A 20,784-nucleotide genomic window follows, 5' to 3' on the forward strand; every position below is an offset into this window, starting at 1 on the left:
GTCGCTCTAACCTGGGGCACCAGGACTAAACATAAGTGAGGTAAAAAATGCGAATGATTAAAAAGGTCGCTGCGATCGGAGCAGTAGCAGCACTGTCGCTGTCTGCATGTTCGGGCAACGCTGGCGATAAATCCGACGGAAAGTCAGAGTCCGCCTCTGGCGGCAAAGACATCGGAATTTCCCTTCCACAGAAAACATCAGAGAACTGGGTTGAAGCAGAAAACTACTTCAATGAGCTCTGTGAATCTTCGAATCTCAAGTGTGATGTGCAGTTCGCCAATGACGGTGTTCCACAGCAACAGCAGCAGCTCGATGCAATGATCACAAACGGCGTTAAGGTACTCATCATCGGCGCCGTTGACGGAACCTCCCTTGGAACTCAACTCCAGAAGGCTGCAGATGCCAAGATTCCAGTAATTGCATACGATCGTCTTCTTCTCGAGACCAAGAACATTGACTACTACGTTGCATACGACAACTTCGGTGTCGGCGTGAAACAAGGTGAAGCTCTTCTCAAGGGCCTCGAAGCAAAGAAGGCTGGTGGTCCTTGGAATATAGAGCTGATTGCTGGTTCCAACGACGATTCAAACTCTGCTAAGTTTTTCGATGGTGCGATCTCGGTTCTCAAGCCACAAATTGAGGCCGGCAAGGTAAAGATCGTTTCAGGTCAGAACACCCAAGCTCAGGCTGCTACCCAAGGATGGAAGCCAGAGAATGCACAGTCCCGCATGGACGCAATCTTGACGCAGCATTACCCGGGTGCAGCTGTTCCAGATGGAATCCTTTCCCCGAACGATACCCTCGCTCGCGCTGCTCTTACCTCGGTTGAGCAGGCAGGAAAGTCTCCACTTCCAGTAGTAACCGGTCAGGATTCTGAGCTTGAGTCACTGAAGTGGATTATGCAGGGCAAGCAGTACTCCACCATCTCCAAGCCAACGAAGCCACTTGTTGAGAACGTAGTAGCTCTTGCAAAGGAACTTATCGCAGGCAAAAAGGATGTTGCTGAACTCAATGGCATCAAGGTTGATGCCAAGCAGTACAACAACAAGGTAAAGGACGTTCCATCGTTCCTTCTCACCCCAGTTGTTGCCACCAAGGACAACGCTACTGAAGTCTACAAGGATGAGCCAAAGAAGCTCGAGGTAGTAAAGAGTGCAACCAAGTAATTAGTTGACACAACTATTGGTGGAGGGTTGGAACGTGACGTTCCAACCCTCCACCCTTATGTGCTTTAAATTTTCCTACATACTTCCGCGAAGTATCGTCAACAACTCTTTCCCTCTTAAAGATGCCATTAACTAATGCGTTCATAGACAAAGATTGGGGGAGAAAAAGTGTGAAAGCACTTTTTCTCCCCCCCCCCAAAAAAAAGCTGAGTAACTAGTCTTACATGTAATAAGAGCCGAACTTAGCCTTCTTCATGACTCGACCCACAATGTTGGAAGCCAGATCAAGGACTATGCGGTTGGCGTGAAAATCAATGATCTCCACTAGGTTGCCATCCGGATCTTTCATAAAGGCCCAATGCGCACCATCTGTGAATTGGACACCGGTAACAAATTCGACGCCTTTAGCTTCCAATGTTCGTTTCACTGCTGGAACATTGGAAACACCAACTGCGGCATGCGAATAACCTGCTTGATTCCAGTGAGTAGATTGACCTAGTTCCTTTGGCTTGAATTCGAAAATCTCAAGCATTGCATTACTTTGAGTCCCTAGGAATCCGAGACGAACCGTCATCCCTTTCTGTCCATAGAGACATGCCAGCTTATCGGCGGCATCACCGTCAATATGCAGCTCATTGACTAGGTGGAAACCAAACATTTTGTTGTACCATTTCACTGCGGATTCGAAGTCGGATACTGTCACACCACAGTGGTTAAGTCCATGAATCTTTCCTCGAGTGACGAAAGACTTAACCATCTTTAATACGTCCTTCATTTGGCATATCCTCCAACTGTTTGCATTAATTCACCAAGCTCAGCACCGTACTCTGGAGCTCCCTGCATGACGATCTTCTGCTGAACAGTTGATTGAATCATGTCATCGACGTCGAGTAGGATTCCCAGTGCACTACGTGTTGAATCAAAGGCCATTGCGAAAAACGGCTTCGACCTTGTGTAGGAGCCTCGTACAGCCTTAGATCGTCCTCCCTTTACACGAATGTAGGCATCAAGGTCTTCGCGCCCAACCACGGTTAGTTGGTAAACACGATCTGGCTGACGAATTGCCCAGTCACGAAAGAGTGGATGTTTCGCCTTGTTGAGCTGTGAAATTCCGCTGGTCAACAGATAGAACATGCACTTAACCAAAAGTGCCTGATCATCTGGATCGTCCGGTGGCTCCGTGGCTCCCAAAAGAGCGGACATCTTAAGCAGCGATCGAACGATGGCAACCAATAGCCTCATATTCGAAAGTGCCCCCTTCATCTTTGGAAGTTTCAAGTCTCCAGTGAAGAATCCATTAAGGTCCTCTCTCGAAGCGAATTCCAACTCAAGGTTTGGAGCTACATGTTCCCCTAGCTTGACCTCAATCTCTCCTTCCTCGACGATCAAATGTGTTGCGATCTTTCCAGGGTGCCCGTCGTCTCCCAGTTCCCCAGTCAAAGCGGAAATCTGGACCACACCCGTCTTTCCACGAAATGCTTTCTTCAAAGCCGGAGTTTCGTTAATGATTGGCTTTAAGACGGGTACGACGGCGTTAAGAAAAACGATGGTCTGGTACCGGATATCTTCCTGAGTTTTTTCCTCAGACATAATCAGACCTCATCATCCCAGTCGTCGTCCTCCTCGATCTCGATGCGCATCAACTCTCGAGCAGTTTCGAGGATTCCGTTTTCATCGTAGCCGTAGTGAGCAAACAAATCTTCAGGCTGTCCGATCATTGCCCACTCATCTGGGATTCCAAGCTTACGGAACGCAAAACCTTTTCCAGTGCTCACCGCAACATCAGCAACAGCAGAGCCCAGCCCATGAGCAATGTTTGCATCCTCAACCGTGATGACCCTTCGTGTCTCAGCTACTGCTACCTTAATCGTTTCTTCATCAAGTGGTTTGATCGAGTAAAGATCAATGACTCGTACCGAAAGTCCATCTTCAGCACGTAAACGCTCTGCTGCTTGCATTGCACGCCACACCGGAGCACCGGTTGCCATGATGGTCAGATCCGAACCTTCCATAAGGGTATGAGATCCGCCGATGTGGAAATTTGGAATCGGTTCGGAGTAGACCTTCTGATCAAATCCGCGGTTAACACGTACGTAAGCTGGCCCAACATGCTCGTAAACAGCTTCAACTGCCTGAGCGGTTGCCATGCCGTCTGCAGGACACAGAGTTACCAGGTTTGAGATCGAGCGCAGAATTCCGAAATCCTCTGGACTTTGGTGGGTTGATCCGGCCTGACCGAACGAAAGACCGGAGTGGGTCGCAATGACCTTAACGTTTGCGTTTCCGTAACAGATGTCAGTACGTAGTTGCTCAAGAGCACGCATCGTAGCAAAGGACGCGAACGTCGATACGAATGGAACGTATCCGCACTTTGCCATACCTGCGGCCATACCAAACATATTCTGCTCAGCAATACCGACGTTGAAGAATCGCTCTGGGAAAGTATCAGCCAAGATTCCGATCTTCGTAGACTTTGCCAAGTCACCTGAGAATCCAACGATCTCGGGGTGCTCCTTTGCGAGCTCAACCAAGGTACGACCATATACTTCAGCCGTCGCCATATCAGCACCATCGAGCATCGTGTAGGTTAATCCTCCAGCCATCTCACTTCTCCTTGATCTTTGCTACTCGGCTTGCATGGTATGCATCGAGTTCTTTATGACCTTCAACTGCTTGGTCTGCCCCAAATGAGCCATAGTGCCATTTGTAGTTACCAGCAATCGATCCAATACCTTCACCCTTGATGGTGTTTGCTATCACCATTACAGGTCTATCGTTGATCGTGTCGGCAGCGCGGAACGTTTCGACGAGCTGTGGAATATTGTGCCCATCGACGTCGAAAACGTCCCAGCCAAAGGCACGCCATTTGTCCGCGAACGGTTCAAGTGACATAACGTCTTCGGTCATTCCATCGATCATCGCCTTGTTCCGATCAACGATTCCGACGAGGCTACCGAGTTTGAAGTGCGAAGCTGCCATAGCTGCTTCCCAAACCGAGCCCTCATTACACTCACCGTCGCCGAGTAGGCAGTACGTACGGAATGCCCTGCCGGATAGTTTCGCAGCTGCAGCCATTCCGGTTGCGATCGAGAGACCATGCCCCAGGGACCCAGTTGCAATTTCAACGCCCGGTACCTTCGACCCGTCTGGATGCATTCCGAGCGGGGAGCCGGTGTGGTTAAAGTTCTTCAACCAGTCCTTTGGAAAACATCCGAGGTCTGCGAGCACCGGTGCGAAGCCGACGCCGATGTGTCCCTTGGAGAGTACGAATCGGTCACGATCAGGGCCATCTAGCTTCTTTGGATCGAAGTTCATGATCTCGTGATAGAGAACCGTAAGCACGTCCATAGCTGAAAGCGAACCACCTATGTGACCTCCTCCAGCCCAGACGACGGTGTCAAGAGTCAATGAACGTAGTTCGTGAGCTTTGTCTTCTAGGCGTTGCCATGTCTTTGTATCGAGTGACATTACATTACCTTTCCGAGAAGTTGCTTAGCATTTTTGCTTACTACACGGTATGCCTCATCAGCCACGTCGAGGGTGTGCTGGATATCGTCATCCGTGAGCGATGCGTTGATGAACAGGTTGTGGTGGTTTGCGAAAAATACTCCACGTTTTACACACTCTGCGACGAATGCCTGATGGATGAAGTTATTTGGATCAACTTCACCACGGTAACCAGCGGTACGCATGAACCACATTGAGGGTTCACCAGTAATGCGCAGATCAAATCCATGCGAGGACGCTATCTCCTTCAAACCGCCAGTGAGCTTAATACCCTTTTCTGTGCAAACCTTGGCAACGTCAATCTCACGCATCTTCTTGATACATGCAATTGCAGCAGCCATTGGTACAGCAGAGAGCCAGTATGAACCCGTGTAGAAGACGGAGGACACCGCATCCATGTATTCCTTTTTACCCACAAGAGCAGAAATGTTAAAGCCGTTGGCGAGTGCCTTGCAGTAGCAAAGCAGATCGGCATCAAATCCGTAATGAACATCTGATCCGCGAACGTCAAGGCGGAAACCGCAACGAACGTCGTCGATAATCAGTAGGATTCCTTCCTTTTTGCAAAGATCACGAACCTTTTGCCAGTAACCTTCAGGTGCCATGCGGTTATCTTCGACGATTGGGTGATGGTACGGCGTCGAAATAATCGCTGCGATCTCTCCACGGTTTTCGTATACAACCTTCTTCAGAGCTGAGAAGTCACCAAATGGTGTATACAGGTTATTAGATACGTCTGCCTTAGTAACACCGGGGTGATCAGCGTGTTGAGTCCAAGGTGCAACACCGTGGTATCCGCCGAAGTGCATAACAATCTTGTCGCGATTGGTCGCAGCTTTAGCAGTCATAACTGCAAGGCTGGTAACGTCTCCACCATTCTTTGCGAAGAACGCCCAATCCGCATTGGCGACTGTATCGGTAAGAAGTTCTGCGAGCTCCACCATCTTCTGCGTCGGCAGGATCGTGCAGTCACCCTTTTTGTACTGAGCCATCGCCGCAGCGTTTACATCTGGATCGTTATAACCCAAGATATTTGGACCGTAAGCACACATATAATCGATGAACTTATTGCCATCGAGATCCCAGAAGTAGGATCCCTGTGCATGATCGAGGTAAATCGGATAGTTACTTACCGGCATGAAGCAACCTTCAGCTGGTCCTAAGTGTCCATATACACCACCTGGGATTACCTTAGTGGCACGTAAGAAAAGTTCTGAGCTCTTTGGATATTTGTAGGTTTCCATTTTTCATCCTAACCAAGGTAATGAGGTACAAGTCCGAGCAACTTATTGAAGTTATCTAGGTGTGGAACAAATCCCCCGAGCTGGATTTCATCTTTTCCAACTGCTTCGAAACTCGGGATTTCTCCACGTAATACCCCGCCGGCAACATTCAAATTCTCGAAGACCATCTTCGAGCTTGGACGTTCTGAAAGCCCTTCGACGACACGGAACTTATGATCCTTGATTCGAAGGATCAAAGCTGGCCCACCAATTACTGCTAGCTGTAGGTCTCCATCGCGCATCCGGCTTGCAGCTTCTCTACCGTATTCATCATTATTTGCAATTTCCGCCACAGCGTAAGCAGCCATGTGAAGGGTGAGAATTGTATTGCGACGTCGGTATTCGTCATCGGCAAGCTTCTCAGGGGTTGGCACGAGATATTCGGTCAAAATATTCGTGAGTTCTGTAAATGGTCCAGTCAGGAACTTGATCTTACGAATCCCCTTGAGAGGAATTGGTGCGCCAGTACCTGCAAACATCTTGTTCACCATTGAAGGAGTTGGGAACGCCAAGTTCATGGTGTTCGGACCAGCGCCGACTAGATGCTTGATCGTTCCATTTTTGATGACCAGCCGAATTGTGCCTTTAGGGCTGGTAAATTGAATGATTTCATCTGCATTTGCGATGACTTGTGCAGCTTTTTCGTCGAGTTGAACCAAAGTTTCGAGCGTTCTTAACACACCGAAAAGATTGACTCGACTTAATGTTGAATTATCCATTTAGGTCGCCTCCTCGTTGAGCTTAAAAATAATAGTACCGAGAGTTCGCATTATTTTCGTGTTTTTGGACACGTTTCTTTAAGTAATTTTTTCTTTATCTTTTGATTACCTAATCGGCCTGCAGAACCAGCAAATATAAAAGAAATTTTGAACAATTCTAAATTTGAGCCCTAATTTTAAATTCTGAAAGGTATTGGGTAGTCACAGATATTTTTGACGTACCACAGCTAAGAAACCTCAGAATCCGGTGGCGTCTACAAGCCAGCTCTAGCTGATAGTCATTGTTCATTAATAGGCTCTGAGCAAAAAACACTCGGTATTTCAATAATTCTTTTCGTTTTTTGCCGAGAACTGAAACTATTAACATATGGCATCAATTGAAATGAATGAAGACGACGATGTAAAGGTGTTTTTGGCACCGATTCTATCCAAAATCGCGGACTATTCACACAGGGAAAAAGCACTCTCTCTGATTCAACATATTTTGATCGAATACCCAGAGTTAAAACTCAGGATTGCCTGGAATCAACCAATGTTTACTCGTAACTCTACATTTATCTTGGGAATATCCTTTGCAAAAGCTCATATGTCCATCAGCCCCGAACAGCAAGGAATCCTTCACTTTGCCGATGAATTGAAAGAACGGGAAATTGACTTTTCAAAGATGCTCATTCGCTTCCCTTGGAAGGACGAAGTGCCTCTTGATCTAATTCACGACATCATTGATTTTAATATTGCAGATAAAGCCAGCCTCACCACATTTTGGCGTCACAGTTAGCCTGCACCAATCGACACAGCTAAGCGCTGTGAAGCTCCACAAAGGGTGGTGGGTGTACAGAAATCTTCTGTACACCCACCACCGTAGTCAACGTTATTGAAAATTTTAGAGGTAAACCGATCCACCGATGATCACTGTGCGGTGACGAGGTAACCGGAATGCTTCCATTCGCGACCCTGCGTTTCTGCTGAGGAACATATAGAGCGACCGCCTCCAACGCAGGTACCAAGGAGTCTCGTCGCTTGGCCGGAAATCCATAACAGAGAGGAAGTACCGAGCTTCATCATTCGCATAGACGAAATCCGGATCCTTACCAGAACTCCACTTGAGGTTATGCGGAATATTTTGATTGTCGTTAAACCCGAGTTGGATCGTCATACTCATAATGCCATCTGAAGCCTCACCAATTCGTTCAATGCTCACGCGGTCAACGTGGCGAACGTGCGGAATATTACGAACCAGCACTCGCACAAACACAATTTGTTCATGCAGCGTATGGTTAAATCGCACATTTTCCTTCAGCGCCAACGGCACAGTTCCCTTGTTCTGATGAAGGTAGATTGCCTGACCAGGAATACGAGGAAGGTTGAGCGCACGGATCTTTGTAAGCCAATCGTCGAGCGGCATCTCCAGCTCAGCACGAAGTTTATGAATAGCGTGCGAACCCCACATCCACGTCGTCATAATGATGACCACCGTGGTGGCGATAACGATTGGTAGCCAACCACCGGTGGGAATCTTCATAACGTTAGCAGCGAAATATAGTACCTCGAGCCCTCCAACGACGATCAGGATTGGGAGTAAGCGAGCAATTGACCACTTCCATACCATATGTGCATACGATGCAAAGAGCGTCATAGTGAGGATTTCAGTGCCGGTCACGGCCAAACCGTAGGCACTAGAAAGCGCCTCGGAGGACCTAAATCCAAGAATCAAAGTAGCAACGCCCACCATGAGCATTACATTGATGGTTGGAATGAAGATCTGGCCACCTTCGGACTTTGACGTATGAAGGATTCGCATGCGCGGAACCAAACCGAGGTTCAGTGCTTGCTGCGTTACCGAGAACGCTCCGGAAATTACAGCTTGCGATGCAATCACAGTTGCCGTCGTCGCAATAAAGACGATCGGCCACAAGAGTACGTCTGGCACCAAATTGAAAAATGGGTTTGCGATCGCTTTTGGATTATTGACTAGAAGGGCGCCTTGACCCAAGTAGTTGATAATCAAGCAGGGGAACACAAGGAACAACCATGAACGCACAATTGGCTTTCTCCCGAAATGTCCCATATCAGCATAGAGAGTTTCTGCACCGGTAATCGCCAAAACAGATGCACCAAGTGCAACGAACGCCATCACAGGATGATGAACAGCGAAAAGCACTGCATGGTGAGGAGAAACAGCGGCAAGGATACCCGGATGCTCCAGAATATGAGGAATTCCAAGCAATGCAACCGTAAGGAACCAACAAACCATCACCGGTCCGAAGAAGCGCCCCACTTTACCGGTGCCAAACTTCTGGATTGAAAAAAGCACAATCAGAATTACTAAGGAAATCGGCACAACCACGTGGCTAGCTGAAGGTGAAATAAGTTCAAGACCTTCAACTGCAGACATGACCGAAATCGCCGGGGTAATGATCGAGTCACCGTAAAACAATGACGCACCCAAAATTCCCAAGAACGTAAAGAGGCCGAATAGTTTCGTGCCCTTCGTCGTCTTCCTTAACAAAGCAGTCAAGGCAAGGATTCCACCTTCGCCATCGTTATCCGCACGCATCACCAAGAAAAGGTACTCAAAAGTAACAACCAAGGTGATGGACCAAAATACCAAAGAAATTATTCCGTAAATATTCTCTTGGGTAGGGGTAATCAAACCATGGTCAAGATTAAAGACTGCGTGCATAGCATAAAGCGGTGAAGTACCGATATCACCAAAAATAACGCCTAGAGCGGCAAGCATAAGAGCTGCTTGGCTCGATTTTGCTACGGGAAGGCGCGTCATGGTTATTTCCCCAGTTTGCGCGGGATCAGATTTAGGAACTTCAGGTTCCGATGGTTGGATAGCCTTATCCGTATCTTCAAGAGAATCCACAGTGAGTGCGTTTGGTTTGGATTCTTCTTCAGATTCTTGCTGATCATCTAATTCATCGAATGCATACTGCATGCCGAAAGCCTAACACCGCATAGTTAAAAACAAGACATTTGGCGACCTATTTTACAGGTAATTTTTTAAAATGCTCACCACTTAACGCGATCTTTACGGGCAATCTTCCCACGTCAATACGTCTACTACTCCACGAATAAGTGATAGAGGGAACATCTCTTTTCCCCCTGTTTCCCGCCTATGCAGAGCTAGCAATTGCGCAATAATCGTCAATCCATCAGATGTGGTGTGATCCATTCCAGCTACTCCGATGCCCACACCATCTGATGAAATAATCACTCCAGGTCTCCCGCCAAAACGTGCGGTGAGACCTCGGCGTATCTTTGCAGCTTCGGCATCACCCTCAATAACAGGGTCAAGGTCAAGACCAGCAGGAATCCCAGAACGACTAACAAATCCACTCGGCCGTTCGCCAAAACGGAACCAACGCCCCTGTGCCTTTGCAACAAGTTTGCTAGAAATCACCACGATATCCGTTCCGCGCATACCACAAGTACCGTTTTCCCACCTCACACGCGCGATTGGAGCGGCGACAACAGCAGCCAAATCATCACCGCTCGCCACCATCGGAATATTCGGAACGGCTTGGCAAATCACCGATGCTAATTCAGGTGCGTTGTTTTCATGAGGCATATTCATCGTTTTGATTCTATCTTGCCGCAGCCTTGAGATCATATCCCTGTATCAGTGAGGAGTTGTAGAGGCACTAGTCAATTTTCCATCCCATATATAGGAAACCGCACGGTGAACCACACCACGCGGCCAGACGAGAATTCTGAATTCTTAACATTCGTGGGAGAATAGAACCATGACTGAAAACAACTCCGCATTGCTCGATCACACCGAGGTTCCGGAAAGGGCCGCTCTTGAAGGTCTAGAAGACCGCTGGGGCAAGACTTGGGCCGAAACTGGCACCTATTCATTTAATCGCGATACCAGCCGCGACCAAGTATTTTCGGTGGATACACCACCGCCAACAGTTTCTGGTTCACTCCACGTAGGCCATGTTTTTAGCTATACACACACCGACGTCGTTGCTCGATACAAGCGCATGCAGGGAATGAACGTCTTCTATCCGATGGGTTGGGACGATAACGGTCTTCCAACCGAACGTCGTGTTCAAAACTACTACGGTGTGCGTTGTGATCCTTCGCTCCCCTACGTCGAGGACTTCGTCCCTCCGCACGACGGCGGAGACGGAAAATCGATTAAGTACGCCGATCAAAAACCTATTTCACGCCGTAACTTCATTGAGTTGTGTTGGAAGCTAACTGCTGAAGATGAAAAGCAGTTCGAGAATCTCTGGCGCTACCTTGGCCTTTCCGTAGATTGGCAGCAGAATTATCAAACCATCGGCGCGAAAGCGCAAAAGGTTGCTCAAGCAGCATTTTTGAAGAACCTTGAACGTGGGGAAGCTTACCAAGCTCAGGCACCAGGATTGTGGGATGTAACCTTCCAAACCGCTGTTGCACAGGCCGAACTCGAAGCCCGCGACTACCCCGGCGCTTACCACGCACTCACTTTTCACTCCGCCTCTGGTGAGAATGTAGTGATTGAAACTACCCGTCCAGAGCTACTCCCAGCCTGTGTTGCGCTGATTGCCCACCCAGACGATGAGCGCTACCAGCATCTATTTAATACAACCGTTACTTCACCTGTTTTCAACGTTGAACTTCCAGTGCTCGCCCACCCTGCCGCTGAAATAGACAAGGGTGCCGGAATTGCGATGTGCTGTACTTTCGGCGACCTGACCGACGTACAGTGGTGGCGCGAGCTTTCCCTTCCGATGCGCTCAGTGCTCGGCAAGGACGGTCGTTTGCTCAACACCACTCCAGACTGGATCACCGATCCTCGAGGCATAGCAATGTACGAAGAGATGGCTGGAAAGACCACTTTCTCTGCACGCAAAGCTCTAGTTGAGAAGCTCAAGGAAACCGGCGAAATGGTAGGCGATGAAAAGCCAACCACCCGCAAAACAAACTTCTTCGAGAAGGGCGATAAGCCGCTTGAAATCGTCACTTCACGCCAGTGGTACATCCGTAACGGTGGACACCCATACACCGAGTCCAACGGCATCGACTTGCGCGATAACCTTCTATTCCGCGGTAAGGAAGTGGACTTTCACCCTGAATTCATGCGCGTCCGCTACGAAAACTGGGTCCAGGGTCTCAACACCGATTGGTTAGTATCTCGCCAGCGCTTCTTCGGCGTTCCAATCCCATTGTGGTATCGCATCGATGAATCAGGCGATGTTGATTACGACGACGTTTTGGTGCCGAGCATCGACCAACTTCCGGTTGATCCTTCAACCGATTGCCCTCCGGGATTCGATGAATCAAAACGCAATTCCTCGGGTGGATTTGCCGCTGAAATCGACATTATGGATACGTGGGCAACGTCGTCACTTACGCCTCAGATCGCCGGCGGGTGGCTCACTGATGAGGATCTTTTCCAAAAGGTCTACCCGATGGATGTTCGACCGCAAGGTCAGGACATTATTCGTACTTGGCTTTTCTCGACGATGGTTCGTGCCCACTTGGAATTCGGAGAAGTTCCCTGGAAACACGCTGCAATTTCGGGATGGATTCTTGATCCTGATCGCAAGAAAATGTCGAAATCCAAGGGTAATGTGGTTACCCCTATGGGCTTACTTGAAAAGCACGGATCCGACGCAGTCCGTTACTGGGCGACGTCGGCACGACTTGGTACGGATGCTGCATTTGACGAGCAGCAGATGAAAATTGGTCGTCGCTTAGCTATGAAGGTTCTTAACGGATCGAAATTCGCAATGCAGACGGCAGGGATTGGAGCTGCAGTTGAACTTGATCCAAGCGCAGTGACCAACCCGCTTGATCAGTCAATGCTTGCAGAACTCGCCACTGTTGTTGCACAAGCAACCGAAGCTTTAGAAGGTTTCGACCACACCAAGGCACTAGAGGTTTCTGAAACCTGTTTCTGGACTTTCTGTGATGACTATCTTGAGCTAGTCAAGGAGCGCGCGAACGATCGTGAAGAAAAGTACGCCACCGAGGGGCGTGAAGATGAGGTCCGCTCAGCTCGCGTAGCTTTGAATATCGCTGTCGATACCTTTGTTCGACTTTTCGCTCCGTTCCTCCCATACGCAACTGAAGAAGTTTGGTCTTGGTACCGTACCGGTTCAGTCCACCGTGCTCCATGGCCCACGGTTTCGGAGCTGGAGCCAGCTTTTGGTAACGCTACTTCTGACGTTTTGGTCGCTTCAGGTGAAGCTCTTTCAGCTTTGCGTAAGGTTAAGACCGAACAGAAAGTGAGCCAACGTACTGCGTATTCATCAGTCACTCTGGTGGTTCCTGAAAGTATTATGGAATCTGTTGAAGCCGCTCGTGAAGACATCGCCAACTCCACTCATATCAATGGAGGATTCACAATAACACATGAAAATGCCGAAGGAGATCTAGTTCTCGTTTCCGCATTTGAACTGGAACAATAATAGTCATTGTTATTTAATTGTGAATAAATAGGCCTTCATCGAGGCGCTCGTATAACGGAGAGGACTGTTCATGAGTGAATTTTTGGAAGAAGACGGCATATCGTTTACGCCCGGAAAGATCCAAGTCACGGAGCCGATGTCTGTACCGGCACTTTTACGGCGCCTCGGTGAAGAAACACCAAAGCGCGTAATTATTGAACGAAAATCAACATTTTCCAATCAGTGGGTATCGGTAACCTTTGGTCAATTTATAAATGAAATCCGAGAGGTTGCATGTGGCTTGATTGCTTCTGGAATTAAACCAGGGGATAAAATAGCCATCATGGCCCACACGTCATACGAATGGTCGCTATTCGATTTTGCAATTCAGTTTGCCGGCGCACACGCTATTCCTATTTATGAAACATCATCAACAGAACAAGCAAAATGGATCATTAGCGATGCAGGAATTAAAGCTGCATTTGTTGAGAACTCAAGTCTGAAAGCGGTATTAGATCCCCTCGTAGACAAAGTTAAAGGTTTCAAAACGATTTGGGTTATTGCAGACGACGCTCAAGGAAAGCTCACAAAACTCGGATCTGGAGTCGATGACTCGATAATCGATACTCGCATTGACGCAATTCGGGCTGATGACCTTTGGACGATTATTTATACTTCTGGGACAACCGGTCGTCCAAAGGGAGTCGAACTCACCCATCGTAATGTACTCCATGTTGTTATGAATGGTTGTACTCACAGTGGGCTTATTAAGATCATTTCGATTAAAGGCTCACGTACGGTTCTTTTCTTACCGATGGCCCACGTTTTCGCTAGATTTATTAACCTTGTAGCATTCTTTGGAAGTAGCGTCATCGGATACATTCCAGATACTCGTAATCTTGTTTCCGATATGCAAACTTTTAAACCAACTTTTGTTTTGGCTGTTCCACGTGTATTTGAAAAAATCTACAATGCTGCCGATGCAAAAGCCGGAAGTGGGTTAAAGTTACGCACTTTCCGTAAATTTGCTCGAGTAGCAATTAACTATTCTCGCGCGTTAGATACTCCTGAAGGTCCTTCAAAAGCGCTTACACTACAACGGCAGCTGGGCGATAAACTCGTTTATTCGACGATACGTGAGTTAATGGGCGGTCGGCTAAAGTATGCTATTTCTGGAGGCGCTCCCCTAGGTGAGCGCCTCGGACACTTCTTCCGAGGATCAGGTCTCACCGTTTTTGAGGGATATGGCCTAACTGAAACAAGCGCCCCGACCACAGTCAATCGCCCAGACAAAATCAAGATCGGGTCGGTAGGAGCCGCCTACCCTGGTTGCTATGTAAAAGTAGATGACGACGGCGAAATTCTTGTTAAAGGCGATCATATTTTTAAGCGTTATTTCAACAATCCAAAAGCAACCGAAGAAGCTTTCACAGAAGATGGATGGTTCAAAACCGGAGATATCGGTCGAATCGATGACGAAGAATATGTATGGATCACCGGTCGCAAGAAAGAACTAATTGTTACAGCCGGCGGAAAAAATGTTGCCCCCGCCGAACTTGAAGATCGACTTCGTGGTCATCCATTAATTTCACAAGTGGTAGTAGTTGGAGATCAGAAACCATTTATCGGAGCTCTCATCACGCTTGATAGCGATGCCCTCCCCCAGTGGTTAACCAACCACGGTTTTGATCCAATGCCGCTTTCACAAGCTATTTCGGATCCACAGGTACTGGCAGCAATCGACCGTGCTATTAAGCGAACGAATACGCACGTTTCACGAGCCGAATCAATTCGTAAGTTTGTTATTCTACCAAGTGACTTTACGATCGAAAACGGCTATCTCACTCCGTCTCTGAAGGTACGTAGAAACCAAGTTCTTCAGGATTTTGCTTACGCAATTGAAGATATTTACGGACCTGAAAAGAAATAAGATCAAGTAGAGACAATTCGTTACTAAATCTAAATAGTTCTGTGGAGTGGAAAGATTAAATCTTTCCACTCCACAGAACTATTTAGTAAATCTCAGAGTCAGAATAATAACCTTGGTAGTAATCAAAGAATGTAATTTTAGTAGTTGTCAGCAATATCTTCGTGATGATGGATGACTTCTGCAACGATAAACCTTAGGAACTTCTCAGCAAAAACTGGGTCTAGACCAGTTTCGTTGGCAAGGCGTTTGAGTCGCTCCACCTGACGAGCTTCTCTCTGTGGATCGGACGCAGGAAGGGCTTTTTGTGCTTTAAGTAGACCTACCTGTTTTGTACAGCGAAAACGTTCAGCCAAGATGTGGATCAACGCGGCATCAAGGTTGTCAATAGTTGCTCTATATAGCTCAAGTTCTCTTGGGATTTCAGCCACGACATCACTTACCGTTCGAGTTTTGCCCAACAGCTTGAGCGATCTTCCCTGACAGAACTAAAGTCGGCTCAGCTTTGCCCTCAACTACCTCACCCGTGATAACTACCTTATCGATATCGCTACGCGAAGGAATTTCGAACATCAATTCACGCAAGATATTTTCAAGGATTGAACGTAACCCACGAGCTCCAGTTCCCCGAGCAATTGCCTCTTGGGCAATGCTTCGTAGGGCATCATCCGTCATTTCAAGCTTAACGCCATCTAGTTCAAACATTTTTTGGTATTGCTTGAGCAACGCATTCTTAGGTTTAGTGAGAATATTGACCAAATCATCTTCGGTCAAGCCCTCAACAGAAGCGATAATTGGCAAACGCCCAACCAATTCCGGAATTAGACCAAATTTGTGGAGATCATCAGGTGTGACCTCTTTGAAAACGTCTGCTCCGGCGTCGGACTCATGAAGTTTGGCACCAAAGCCAATGCCACGTCTTCCGGCGCGAGTCGAGACAATATCTTCCATCCCCGCAAATGCTCCGGCAAGAATAAAGAGCACGTTAGAGGTATCAATTTGGAGGAACTCTTGCTGCGGGTGCTTACGTCCACCCGAGGGGGGAACCGAAGCAACCGTACCTTCGATAATCTTTAAAAGTGCCTGCTGGACACCTTCACCAGAAACATCCCTAGTGATTGAAGGGTTCTCAGATTTACGCGAGATTTTATCAATTTCATCGATATAAATAATTCCCTTTTGAGCACGTGGAATATCGTCGTCGGCAGCCTGAATCAGCTTGAGAAGAATATTTTCTACATCTTCTCCTACGTATCCTGCTTCAGTAAGAGCTGTAGCATCGGCGATCGCAAAAGGCACGTTGAGCATACGGGCAAGCGACTGAGCAAGGTAGGTCTTTCCGGTTCCGGTTGGACCCATCAAAAGGATATTAGATTTGCCAATTTCCACGTGTTCTGGAACAGATTTGCCGGACTTCGATTCACTCTTTGAACTTGCCTTCGCAGGCTTAGCCGTCGCCATCGATTCTTGGGCACGAATTCGCTTGTAATGGTTGTAAACCGCTACTGCCAGAGTACGCTTTGCGTTCGTCTGCCCAACCACATACTCGTTGAGGAAGTCATAGATTTCCTGTGGCTTTGGAAGCTCTGCCGAATTCTGAGAATCCGATGCTTCACTTCCGAATTCTTCTTCGATGATCTCGTTACACAGTTCAATACATTCATTACAAATGTATACACCTGATCCTGTAATGAGTTTACGCACCTGACGCTGGCTCTTTTGGCAAAAAGAGCACTTCAAAATATCTGCCGCGTCAGCAGTTGGCATCATTTCTCATCACCTTTCAGAACAGACTTCCTTCCCCTATTTCACACCATTAGGAGCAAATCTTCCACTGCGCCACGCTCAGCTCCGCAGTCATCCCGTTGGCGAGAAAGAACACAGCGGGGCATTTACCAGATTCCCTGACGAATGCCCCGCTGTTGAAAACTATCTAGATAAATCAGATCGTAGCTTTACGTGAAGTAAGCACCTGGTCAACCAAACCGTAGGCCTTTGCCTGTTCAGCGGTAAGGATCTTATCACGAGCAATATCCTTTTCGATCTGCTCAGCAGGAGTTCCCGAATGCTTAGACAAAGTATCAATCAACCACTTATTCATACGGTCGATTTCATCGGCAACAATCGCAATATCCGATGCCTGTCCCTGGACACCTTCCATGGCTGGCTGGTGAATCAAAATACGAGCATTGGGAAGCGCCAAACGACGTCCAGGTGAACCAGCTGCCAACAAAATTGCAGCAGCCGATGCAGCCTGACCCAAACAAACCGTTTGGATCTGTGGCTTAATGTACTGCATGGTGTCGTAGATAGCAGTCAATGCAGTAAACGAACCACCTGGGGAGTTGATGTACATCGTGATTGGAGACTCTGGATCGATTGATTCCAGGACCAACAGCTGAGCCATAATGTCATCCGCTGAAGCATCATCAACTTGTACGCCTAAGAAGACGATGCGATCCTCAAATAGTTTCGCGTACGGATCTTGGCGCTTGTAGCCATAGGGGGTACGTTCTTCAAAATTCGGCAAAATATAACGATTTGTTGGCATCGCCGGAGCAACGCCTCCCGGCATCATCGAGTTATATGCCTGCATGGAGGCTTGTGGAACAAAGCTATTCATTTCTCGCTGGCCTCCTTCAGTTCGACTCTTCTTGACTTGGTACCGTGCGATCTACTCCCCCGCCACCAATAACGGACGAAGAATTCGTGATGATATGGTCAGCAAATCCATATTCAACTGCTTCAGTTGCAGTGAACCAGTGATCACGATCAGAATCTTCAAGAATCTGTTCAACCGTCTTTCCGGTATGCTTAGCGTTGAGTTCGGAGAGTTCTTGCTTCATCTGCAAAATCAGATCTGCATTAATACGGATCTCAGTCGCTGTACCTCCAGCACCACCAAGTGGCTGGTGCATAAGCACACGAGTGTGTGGAGTAATATAACGCTTCCCTTTAGCTCCTGCTGAAAGCAAGAACTGCCCCATCGAAGCTGCAAGACCCATTCCAACAGTGGCAACATCAGGCTTGATGTATTCCATAGTGTCAAAGATCGCCATACCTGCAGTCACTGAGCCACCAGGTGAGTTAATGTAAAGATAGATATCTTTATCTGGATCTTCAGCTGCAAGAAGGAGCAACTGCGCACAAATCATATTGGCATTCTCGTCACGCACTTGGTCTCCGAGCCAGATAATTCGTTCCTTGAGTAGTCGATTATAAATTGAGTCTCCAAGGCCCAAACCTTGGTGGCCGTCCCCAGCAAGTTGTGGCACGTCGGTCACGTGAACTCCTTAAAAATTCGTCTTTCCATATTGGTATACATCGATTGCAATGGCATCGCCATTGCAACAAAACCAGCCAAAAGGATGTGTTCCTTAGTAAAGATTAGCTGTTTTTCATGAAAACTCTTAGTTTCATTGTGCTCTTTCGCTGATGGCGCAGGATACGTAGAGGAGCTTTCTCGCCACTAGTCTTCTTCTGGGTTAAAGAGTGGAGGGAAGAGATTTCCTCTCTCCCCTCCGTCTATGTCCAATGACGCTATCAGCTCAAACTAACAATATTCGTCATCACTGTCGAAAATCATGCACCAAAGTTAACCAATTCGTCCTTGGTCATCTTCTTTGCTTCAGCTTCAGTTAGCTCGCCCGTTGCAACGCGGTAAGCAATCCACTCAGCCTTAAGTGCCGACTTTGCAGGTGCTTCAACAGCAGAACCCTCAACAGGAGCTTCCTTTGTTTCAGCTTCCTCCACTGCAGCTTCCTTTGTGGCCTTCTTAGGAGTAGCCTTCTTGGTTACCTTGCGGGTAGCCTTCTTGTTGAACTCTGGGGTCTTCTCGTCTTCAGGAGCTTCACCCAAAACTGCAGCTACGTCAACTGCCTTACCCTTATCATCAACAACATTTGCAAGCCGCATTGCAGCGATAACACCCTTATTGCGGGCAAGTTCGCCAGCGAATGCGTTGAGCTGATTAGCCTGAGCAGCCGCCTGGATAAACTGGTTCGGATCCATGCCATACATCTGAGCTTGCTGAAGCAGGAAGTTCAAAAGCTCATCTTGCCCAACGTTAACACCGAAACCTTCAGCATACTCGTCCAAAAGAAGCTGAAGCTTGAGCTGCTTCTCAATTTCTGCACGGATTTCCTTACCGTGCTCATCTTCTGCATCCTTGCCTTCATTCTGAAGGTGGTTTGCAACTTCTTCGTCGATAACAGCCTGTGGAAGTGGGAAATCAGCAAGCTTTTCAATTTCCTCGATGAACTTCTGCTCTGCACCCATGAGTTGCTCGTCTGCCTTGGACTTAGCAGCAGATTCGCGCAGATCGTTCTTGAGTTCCTCAATTGTGTCAAATTCAGAAGCAAGCTGTGCGAACTCATCGTCAGCTTCAGGAAGAACGGATTCCTTTACCGAGTGAACGGTTACAGTAACGTTTGCTTCTTCACCTTCGTGGTCACCACCGGCAAGCTTAGCAGTGAATTCGACGACGTCGCCCGCCTTCGCGCCCGTAAGAGCTTCGTCTTGACCTTCTAGCATGTTTCCATCACCGATACGGTAAGAAACTCCTGCAACGTCATCAACTTCTTCGTCGCCAATCTTTGCAACGAGATCAAGATTCACATAGTCACCCTTAGCAGCCTTGCGCTTTACTTCGGTGAGCGTTGCGAAACGTTCCTGAAGGTCAACAAGAGCTGATTCGACGTCTTCATCGGTAACTTCGGTGGAAGGAACTTCGATGGTGATGTCCGCTGGATTGGGAAGTGAAATCTCTGGGCGAACCTCAACTTCAACGGTGAACTTGAGCTCGGTGGTGTCGCCCTTGCCGTTCATTTCAGGAACTTCGTTGATTGAAACCTCTGGACGCGACATCGGGCGAACATCAGCTTCAACAACTGCTTGCTGATAGTAAGTATCAAGGTTGTCGTTGATTGCTTGCTCAATAATGTATCCCTTGCCAATATTGGCTTCAAGAACACGGCGAGGTGCTTTGCCTGGGCGGAATCCAGGAATGTTTACCTGCTTTGCGAGGGACTTTGCAGCCTTCTCATAGGCTGGCTGAAACTCTTCAGCTGAAACAGCAACGTCCAACTGAACGCGGGTCTCGCTGAGATACTCGACGGAATTCTTCACTGAGATTTCTCCACTCATAAGTTATTGGGGGTGGTTTCCCACCCGTTTTAGCTCACCGTCCTGCGACTTCGTGATAGAAGCGAGCCGAGGGTGGTGACGTTTTTCCAAGGCGCAGCTCAACCCAAAACCGCTAATCTTCACTCTTTGTTACACAACGAGCCGAAGACGAACCGTAACGAGCCTTACACGCATACTGTCTAATGATAAAACAAAACCGCCAGTTTACGCCTAATTATCATCCATGAGAGTAAACACAAGTTTATGAGCGCAGGGTAATGAAAAGCCCGAGAAATCTTTTTCTTTGATTTCTCGGGCTTTCGCACCGTCGGGGTAGCGGGATTTGAACCCACGGCCTTCCGCTCCCAAAGCGGACGCGCTACCAAACTGCGCCATACCCCGTGCTCAATAAATACTAGACAATGAATTTGATTTTGACCAATCACATTTCAATGTGTGACCTACACGTCACTCGCCTGCAAAAATGTGAGCCACGCGTCACGAAGTCAAATTTTCTTTAATTCGTATTTCTTGCTAAACTCTTACAGTCGGCTTAGCTGGCAACGCGAGTGTAGCTTAATGGTAAAGCCTCTGCCTTCCAAGCAGATGACGCGGGTTCGATTCCCGTCACTCGCTCTCTTTATATTTTCGGCGTAATATTTACGA

Annotated in this window: 17 protein-coding genes and 2 tRNA genes; 5 read left to right on the plus strand and 14 right to left on the minus strand. The window is 47.8% G+C overall.

The window, feature by feature from the left end:
• Positions 1-47 precede the first annotated feature (47 nt).
• Positions 48-1,166 (plus strand): substrate-binding domain-containing protein, encoded by a 1,119-nt coding sequence (locus EIH22_RS07010; protein WP_124055079.1) that lies wholly within the window; start codon positions 48-50, stop codon positions 1,164-1,166.
• A gap of 220 nt (positions 1,167-1,386) precedes the next feature.
• Here the strand turns inward: EIH22_RS07010 and EIH22_RS07015 are convergent, their stop codons facing one another.
• Genes EIH22_RS07015 through EIH22_RS07040 form a run of 6 tightly spaced genes read right to left on the minus strand, consistent with a single transcriptional unit; the run spans position 1,387 to position 6,675 of the window.
• A complete protein-coding gene (locus tag EIH22_RS07015) occupies positions 1,387-1,941 on the minus strand; it encodes a VOC family protein (protein WP_124055080.1) in 555 nt (184 codons plus the stop codon).
• Positions 1,938-2,756 (minus strand): hypothetical protein, encoded by an 819-nt coding sequence (locus EIH22_RS07020; protein WP_124055081.1) that lies wholly within the window; start codon positions 2,754-2,756, stop codon positions 1,938-1,940. The genes EIH22_RS07015 and EIH22_RS07020 overlap by 4 nt, the downstream gene beginning before the upstream one ends.
• A gap of 2 nt (positions 2,757-2,758) precedes the next feature.
• Positions 2,759-3,769 (minus strand): transketolase family protein, encoded by a 1,011-nt coding sequence (locus EIH22_RS07025; protein ID WP_124055082.1) that lies wholly within the window; start codon positions 3,767-3,769, stop codon positions 2,759-2,761.
• A 1-nt stretch (position 3,770) separates the two neighbouring features.
• Positions 3,771-4,634 (minus strand): transketolase, encoded by an 864-nt coding sequence (locus EIH22_RS07030; protein ID WP_124055083.1) that lies wholly within the window; start codon positions 4,632-4,634, stop codon positions 3,771-3,773.
• Positions 4,634-5,917 carry an aminotransferase class III-fold pyridoxal phosphate-dependent enzyme gene (locus EIH22_RS07035; protein ID WP_124055084.1) on the minus strand — a complete coding sequence of 428 codons (1,284 nt, stop codon included), beginning with the start codon at positions 5,915-5,917 and terminating at the stop codon, positions 4,634-4,636. Before EIH22_RS07035 ends, EIH22_RS07030 begins: the two co-directional genes overlap by 1 nt.
• Before the next feature lie 8 nt (positions 5,918-5,925).
• Entirely contained in the window at positions 5,926-6,675 is a 750-nt protein-coding gene (locus EIH22_RS07040) for a hypothetical protein (RefSeq protein WP_124055085.1), read from the minus strand.
• 367 nt (positions 6,676-7,042) lie between these two features.
• Here EIH22_RS07040 and EIH22_RS07045 point away from each other — a divergent pair, with 367 nt between their 5' ends.
• Entirely contained in the window at positions 7,043-7,453 is a 411-nt protein-coding gene (locus EIH22_RS07045; RefSeq protein WP_124055086.1) for an iron chaperone, read from the plus strand.
• A gap of 105 nt (positions 7,454-7,558) precedes the next feature.
• Here the strand turns inward: EIH22_RS07045 and EIH22_RS07050 are convergent, their stop codons facing one another.
• The gene (locus tag EIH22_RS07050) at positions 7,559-9,619 is read right to left on the minus strand and encodes a potassium transporter Kup (protein ID WP_200829205.1); all 2,061 of its coding nucleotides are present in this window, start codon (positions 9,617-9,619) and stop codon (positions 7,559-7,561) included.
• A gap of 93 nt (positions 9,620-9,712) precedes the next feature.
• Positions 9,713-10,258, minus strand: coding sequence for a coenzyme F420-0:L-glutamate ligase (locus EIH22_RS07055; RefSeq protein ID WP_160149043.1), 546 nt, complete (start codon positions 10,256-10,258; stop codon positions 9,713-9,715).
• A 169-nt stretch (positions 10,259-10,427) separates the two neighbouring features.
• Between EIH22_RS07055 and valS the strand changes: the two genes are divergently transcribed.
• Positions 10,428-13,088 carry a valine--tRNA ligase gene (gene valS / locus EIH22_RS07060; RefSeq protein ID WP_124055088.1) on the plus strand — a complete coding sequence of 887 codons (2,661 nt, stop codon included), beginning with the start codon at positions 10,428-10,430 and terminating at the stop codon, positions 13,086-13,088.
• 70 nt (positions 13,089-13,158) lie between these two features.
• Complete coding sequence (locus EIH22_RS07065) at positions 13,159-14,997, plus strand: AMP-dependent synthetase/ligase (RefSeq protein ID WP_124055089.1); 1,839 nt, start codon at positions 13,159-13,161, stop codon at positions 14,995-14,997.
• 137 nt (positions 14,998-15,134) lie between these two features.
• Here EIH22_RS07065 and EIH22_RS07070 read toward each other — a convergent pair whose 3' ends face one another.
• From EIH22_RS07070 to EIH22_RS07095, 6 genes are all read right to left on the minus strand, one after another.
• Positions 15,135-15,425, minus strand: coding sequence for a chorismate mutase (locus EIH22_RS07070; RefSeq protein ID WP_124055090.1), 291 nt, complete (start codon positions 15,423-15,425; stop codon positions 15,135-15,137).
• Positions 15,426-15,429: 4 nt separating this feature from the next.
• Positions 15,430-16,764, minus strand: a complete 1,335-nt coding sequence (clpX, locus tag EIH22_RS07075) for an ATP-dependent Clp protease ATP-binding subunit ClpX (RefSeq protein WP_124055091.1) — start codon at positions 16,762-16,764, stop codon at positions 15,430-15,432.
• Positions 16,765-16,936: 172 nt separating this feature from the next.
• Entirely contained in the window at positions 16,937-17,590 is a 654-nt protein-coding gene (locus EIH22_RS07080) for an ATP-dependent Clp protease proteolytic subunit (RefSeq protein WP_407640834.1), read from the minus strand.
• A 43-nt stretch (positions 17,591-17,633) separates the two neighbouring features.
• Entirely contained in the window at positions 17,634-18,278 is a 645-nt protein-coding gene (locus tag EIH22_RS07085; RefSeq protein WP_124055092.1) for an ATP-dependent Clp protease proteolytic subunit, read from the minus strand.
• A gap of 298 nt (positions 18,279-18,576) precedes the next feature.
• Positions 18,577-20,121, minus strand: a complete 1,545-nt coding sequence (tig, locus tag EIH22_RS07090) for a trigger factor (RefSeq protein WP_124055093.1) — start codon at positions 20,119-20,121, stop codon at positions 18,577-18,579.
• A gap of 325 nt (positions 20,122-20,446) precedes the next feature.
• Positions 20,447-20,520, minus strand: a tRNA-Pro gene (locus EIH22_RS07095).
• Between the two features lie 163 nt (positions 20,521-20,683).
• On the opposite strand from EIH22_RS07095, the gene EIH22_RS07100 reads away from it, so the two are divergent.
• Positions 20,684-20,754: transfer RNA gene (locus EIH22_RS07100), tRNA-Gly, on the plus strand.
• The last annotated feature ends 30 nt before the right edge of the window (positions 20,755-20,784 follow it).

The organism is Arcanobacterium ihumii (genome assembly GCF_900604515.1).
Lineage (GTDB): Bacteria > Actinomycetota > Actinomycetes > Actinomycetales > Actinomycetaceae > Arcanobacterium_A > Arcanobacterium_A ihumii.

Coding starts and splice junctions, on each gene's coding strand:
- valS (WP_124055088.1), top strand. CDS start 10,428: ATGACTGAAAACAACTCCGCATTGCTCGATCACACCGAGGTTCCGGAA.
- EIH22_RS07025 (WP_124055082.1), bottom strand. CDS start 3,769: ATGGCTGGAGGATTAACCTACACGATGCTCGATGGTGCTGATATGGCG.
- EIH22_RS07065 (WP_124055089.1), top strand. CDS start 13,159: ATGAGTGAATTTTTGGAAGAAGACGGCATATCGTTTACGCCCGGAAAG.
- EIH22_RS07015 (WP_124055080.1), bottom strand. CDS start 1,941: ATGAAGGACGTATTAAAGATGGTTAAGTCTTTCGTCACTCGAGGAAAG.
- EIH22_RS07035 (WP_124055084.1), bottom strand. CDS start 5,917: ATGGAAACCTACAAATATCCAAAGAGCTCAGAACTTTTCTTACGTGCC.
- EIH22_RS07055 (WP_160149043.1), bottom strand. CDS start 10,258: ATGAATATGCCTCATGAAAACAACGCACCTGAATTAGCATCGGTGATT.
- EIH22_RS07045 (WP_124055086.1), top strand. CDS start 7,043: ATGGCATCAATTGAAATGAATGAAGACGACGATGTAAAGGTGTTTTTG.
- clpX (WP_124055091.1), bottom strand. CDS start 16,764: ATGATGCCAACTGCTGACGCGGCAGATATTTTGAAGTGCTCTTTTTGC.
- EIH22_RS07080 (WP_407640834.1), bottom strand. CDS start 17,590: ATGCAGGCATATAACTCGATGATGCCGGGAGGCGTTGCTCCGGCGATG.
- EIH22_RS07030 (WP_124055083.1), bottom strand. CDS start 4,634: ATGTCACTCGATACAAAGACATGGCAACGCCTAGAAGACAAAGCTCAC.
- EIH22_RS07040 (WP_124055085.1), bottom strand. CDS start 6,675: ATGGATAATTCAACATTAAGTCGAGTCAATCTTTTCGGTGTGTTAAGA.
- EIH22_RS07010 (WP_124055079.1), top strand. CDS start 48: ATGCGAATGATTAAAAAGGTCGCTGCGATCGGAGCAGTAGCAGCACTG.
- EIH22_RS07020 (WP_124055081.1), bottom strand. CDS start 2,756: ATGTCTGAGGAAAAAACTCAGGAAGATATCCGGTACCAGACCATCGTT.
- EIH22_RS07050 (WP_200829205.1), bottom strand. CDS start 9,619: ATGCAGTATGCATTCGATGAATTAGATGATCAGCAAGAATCTGAAGAA.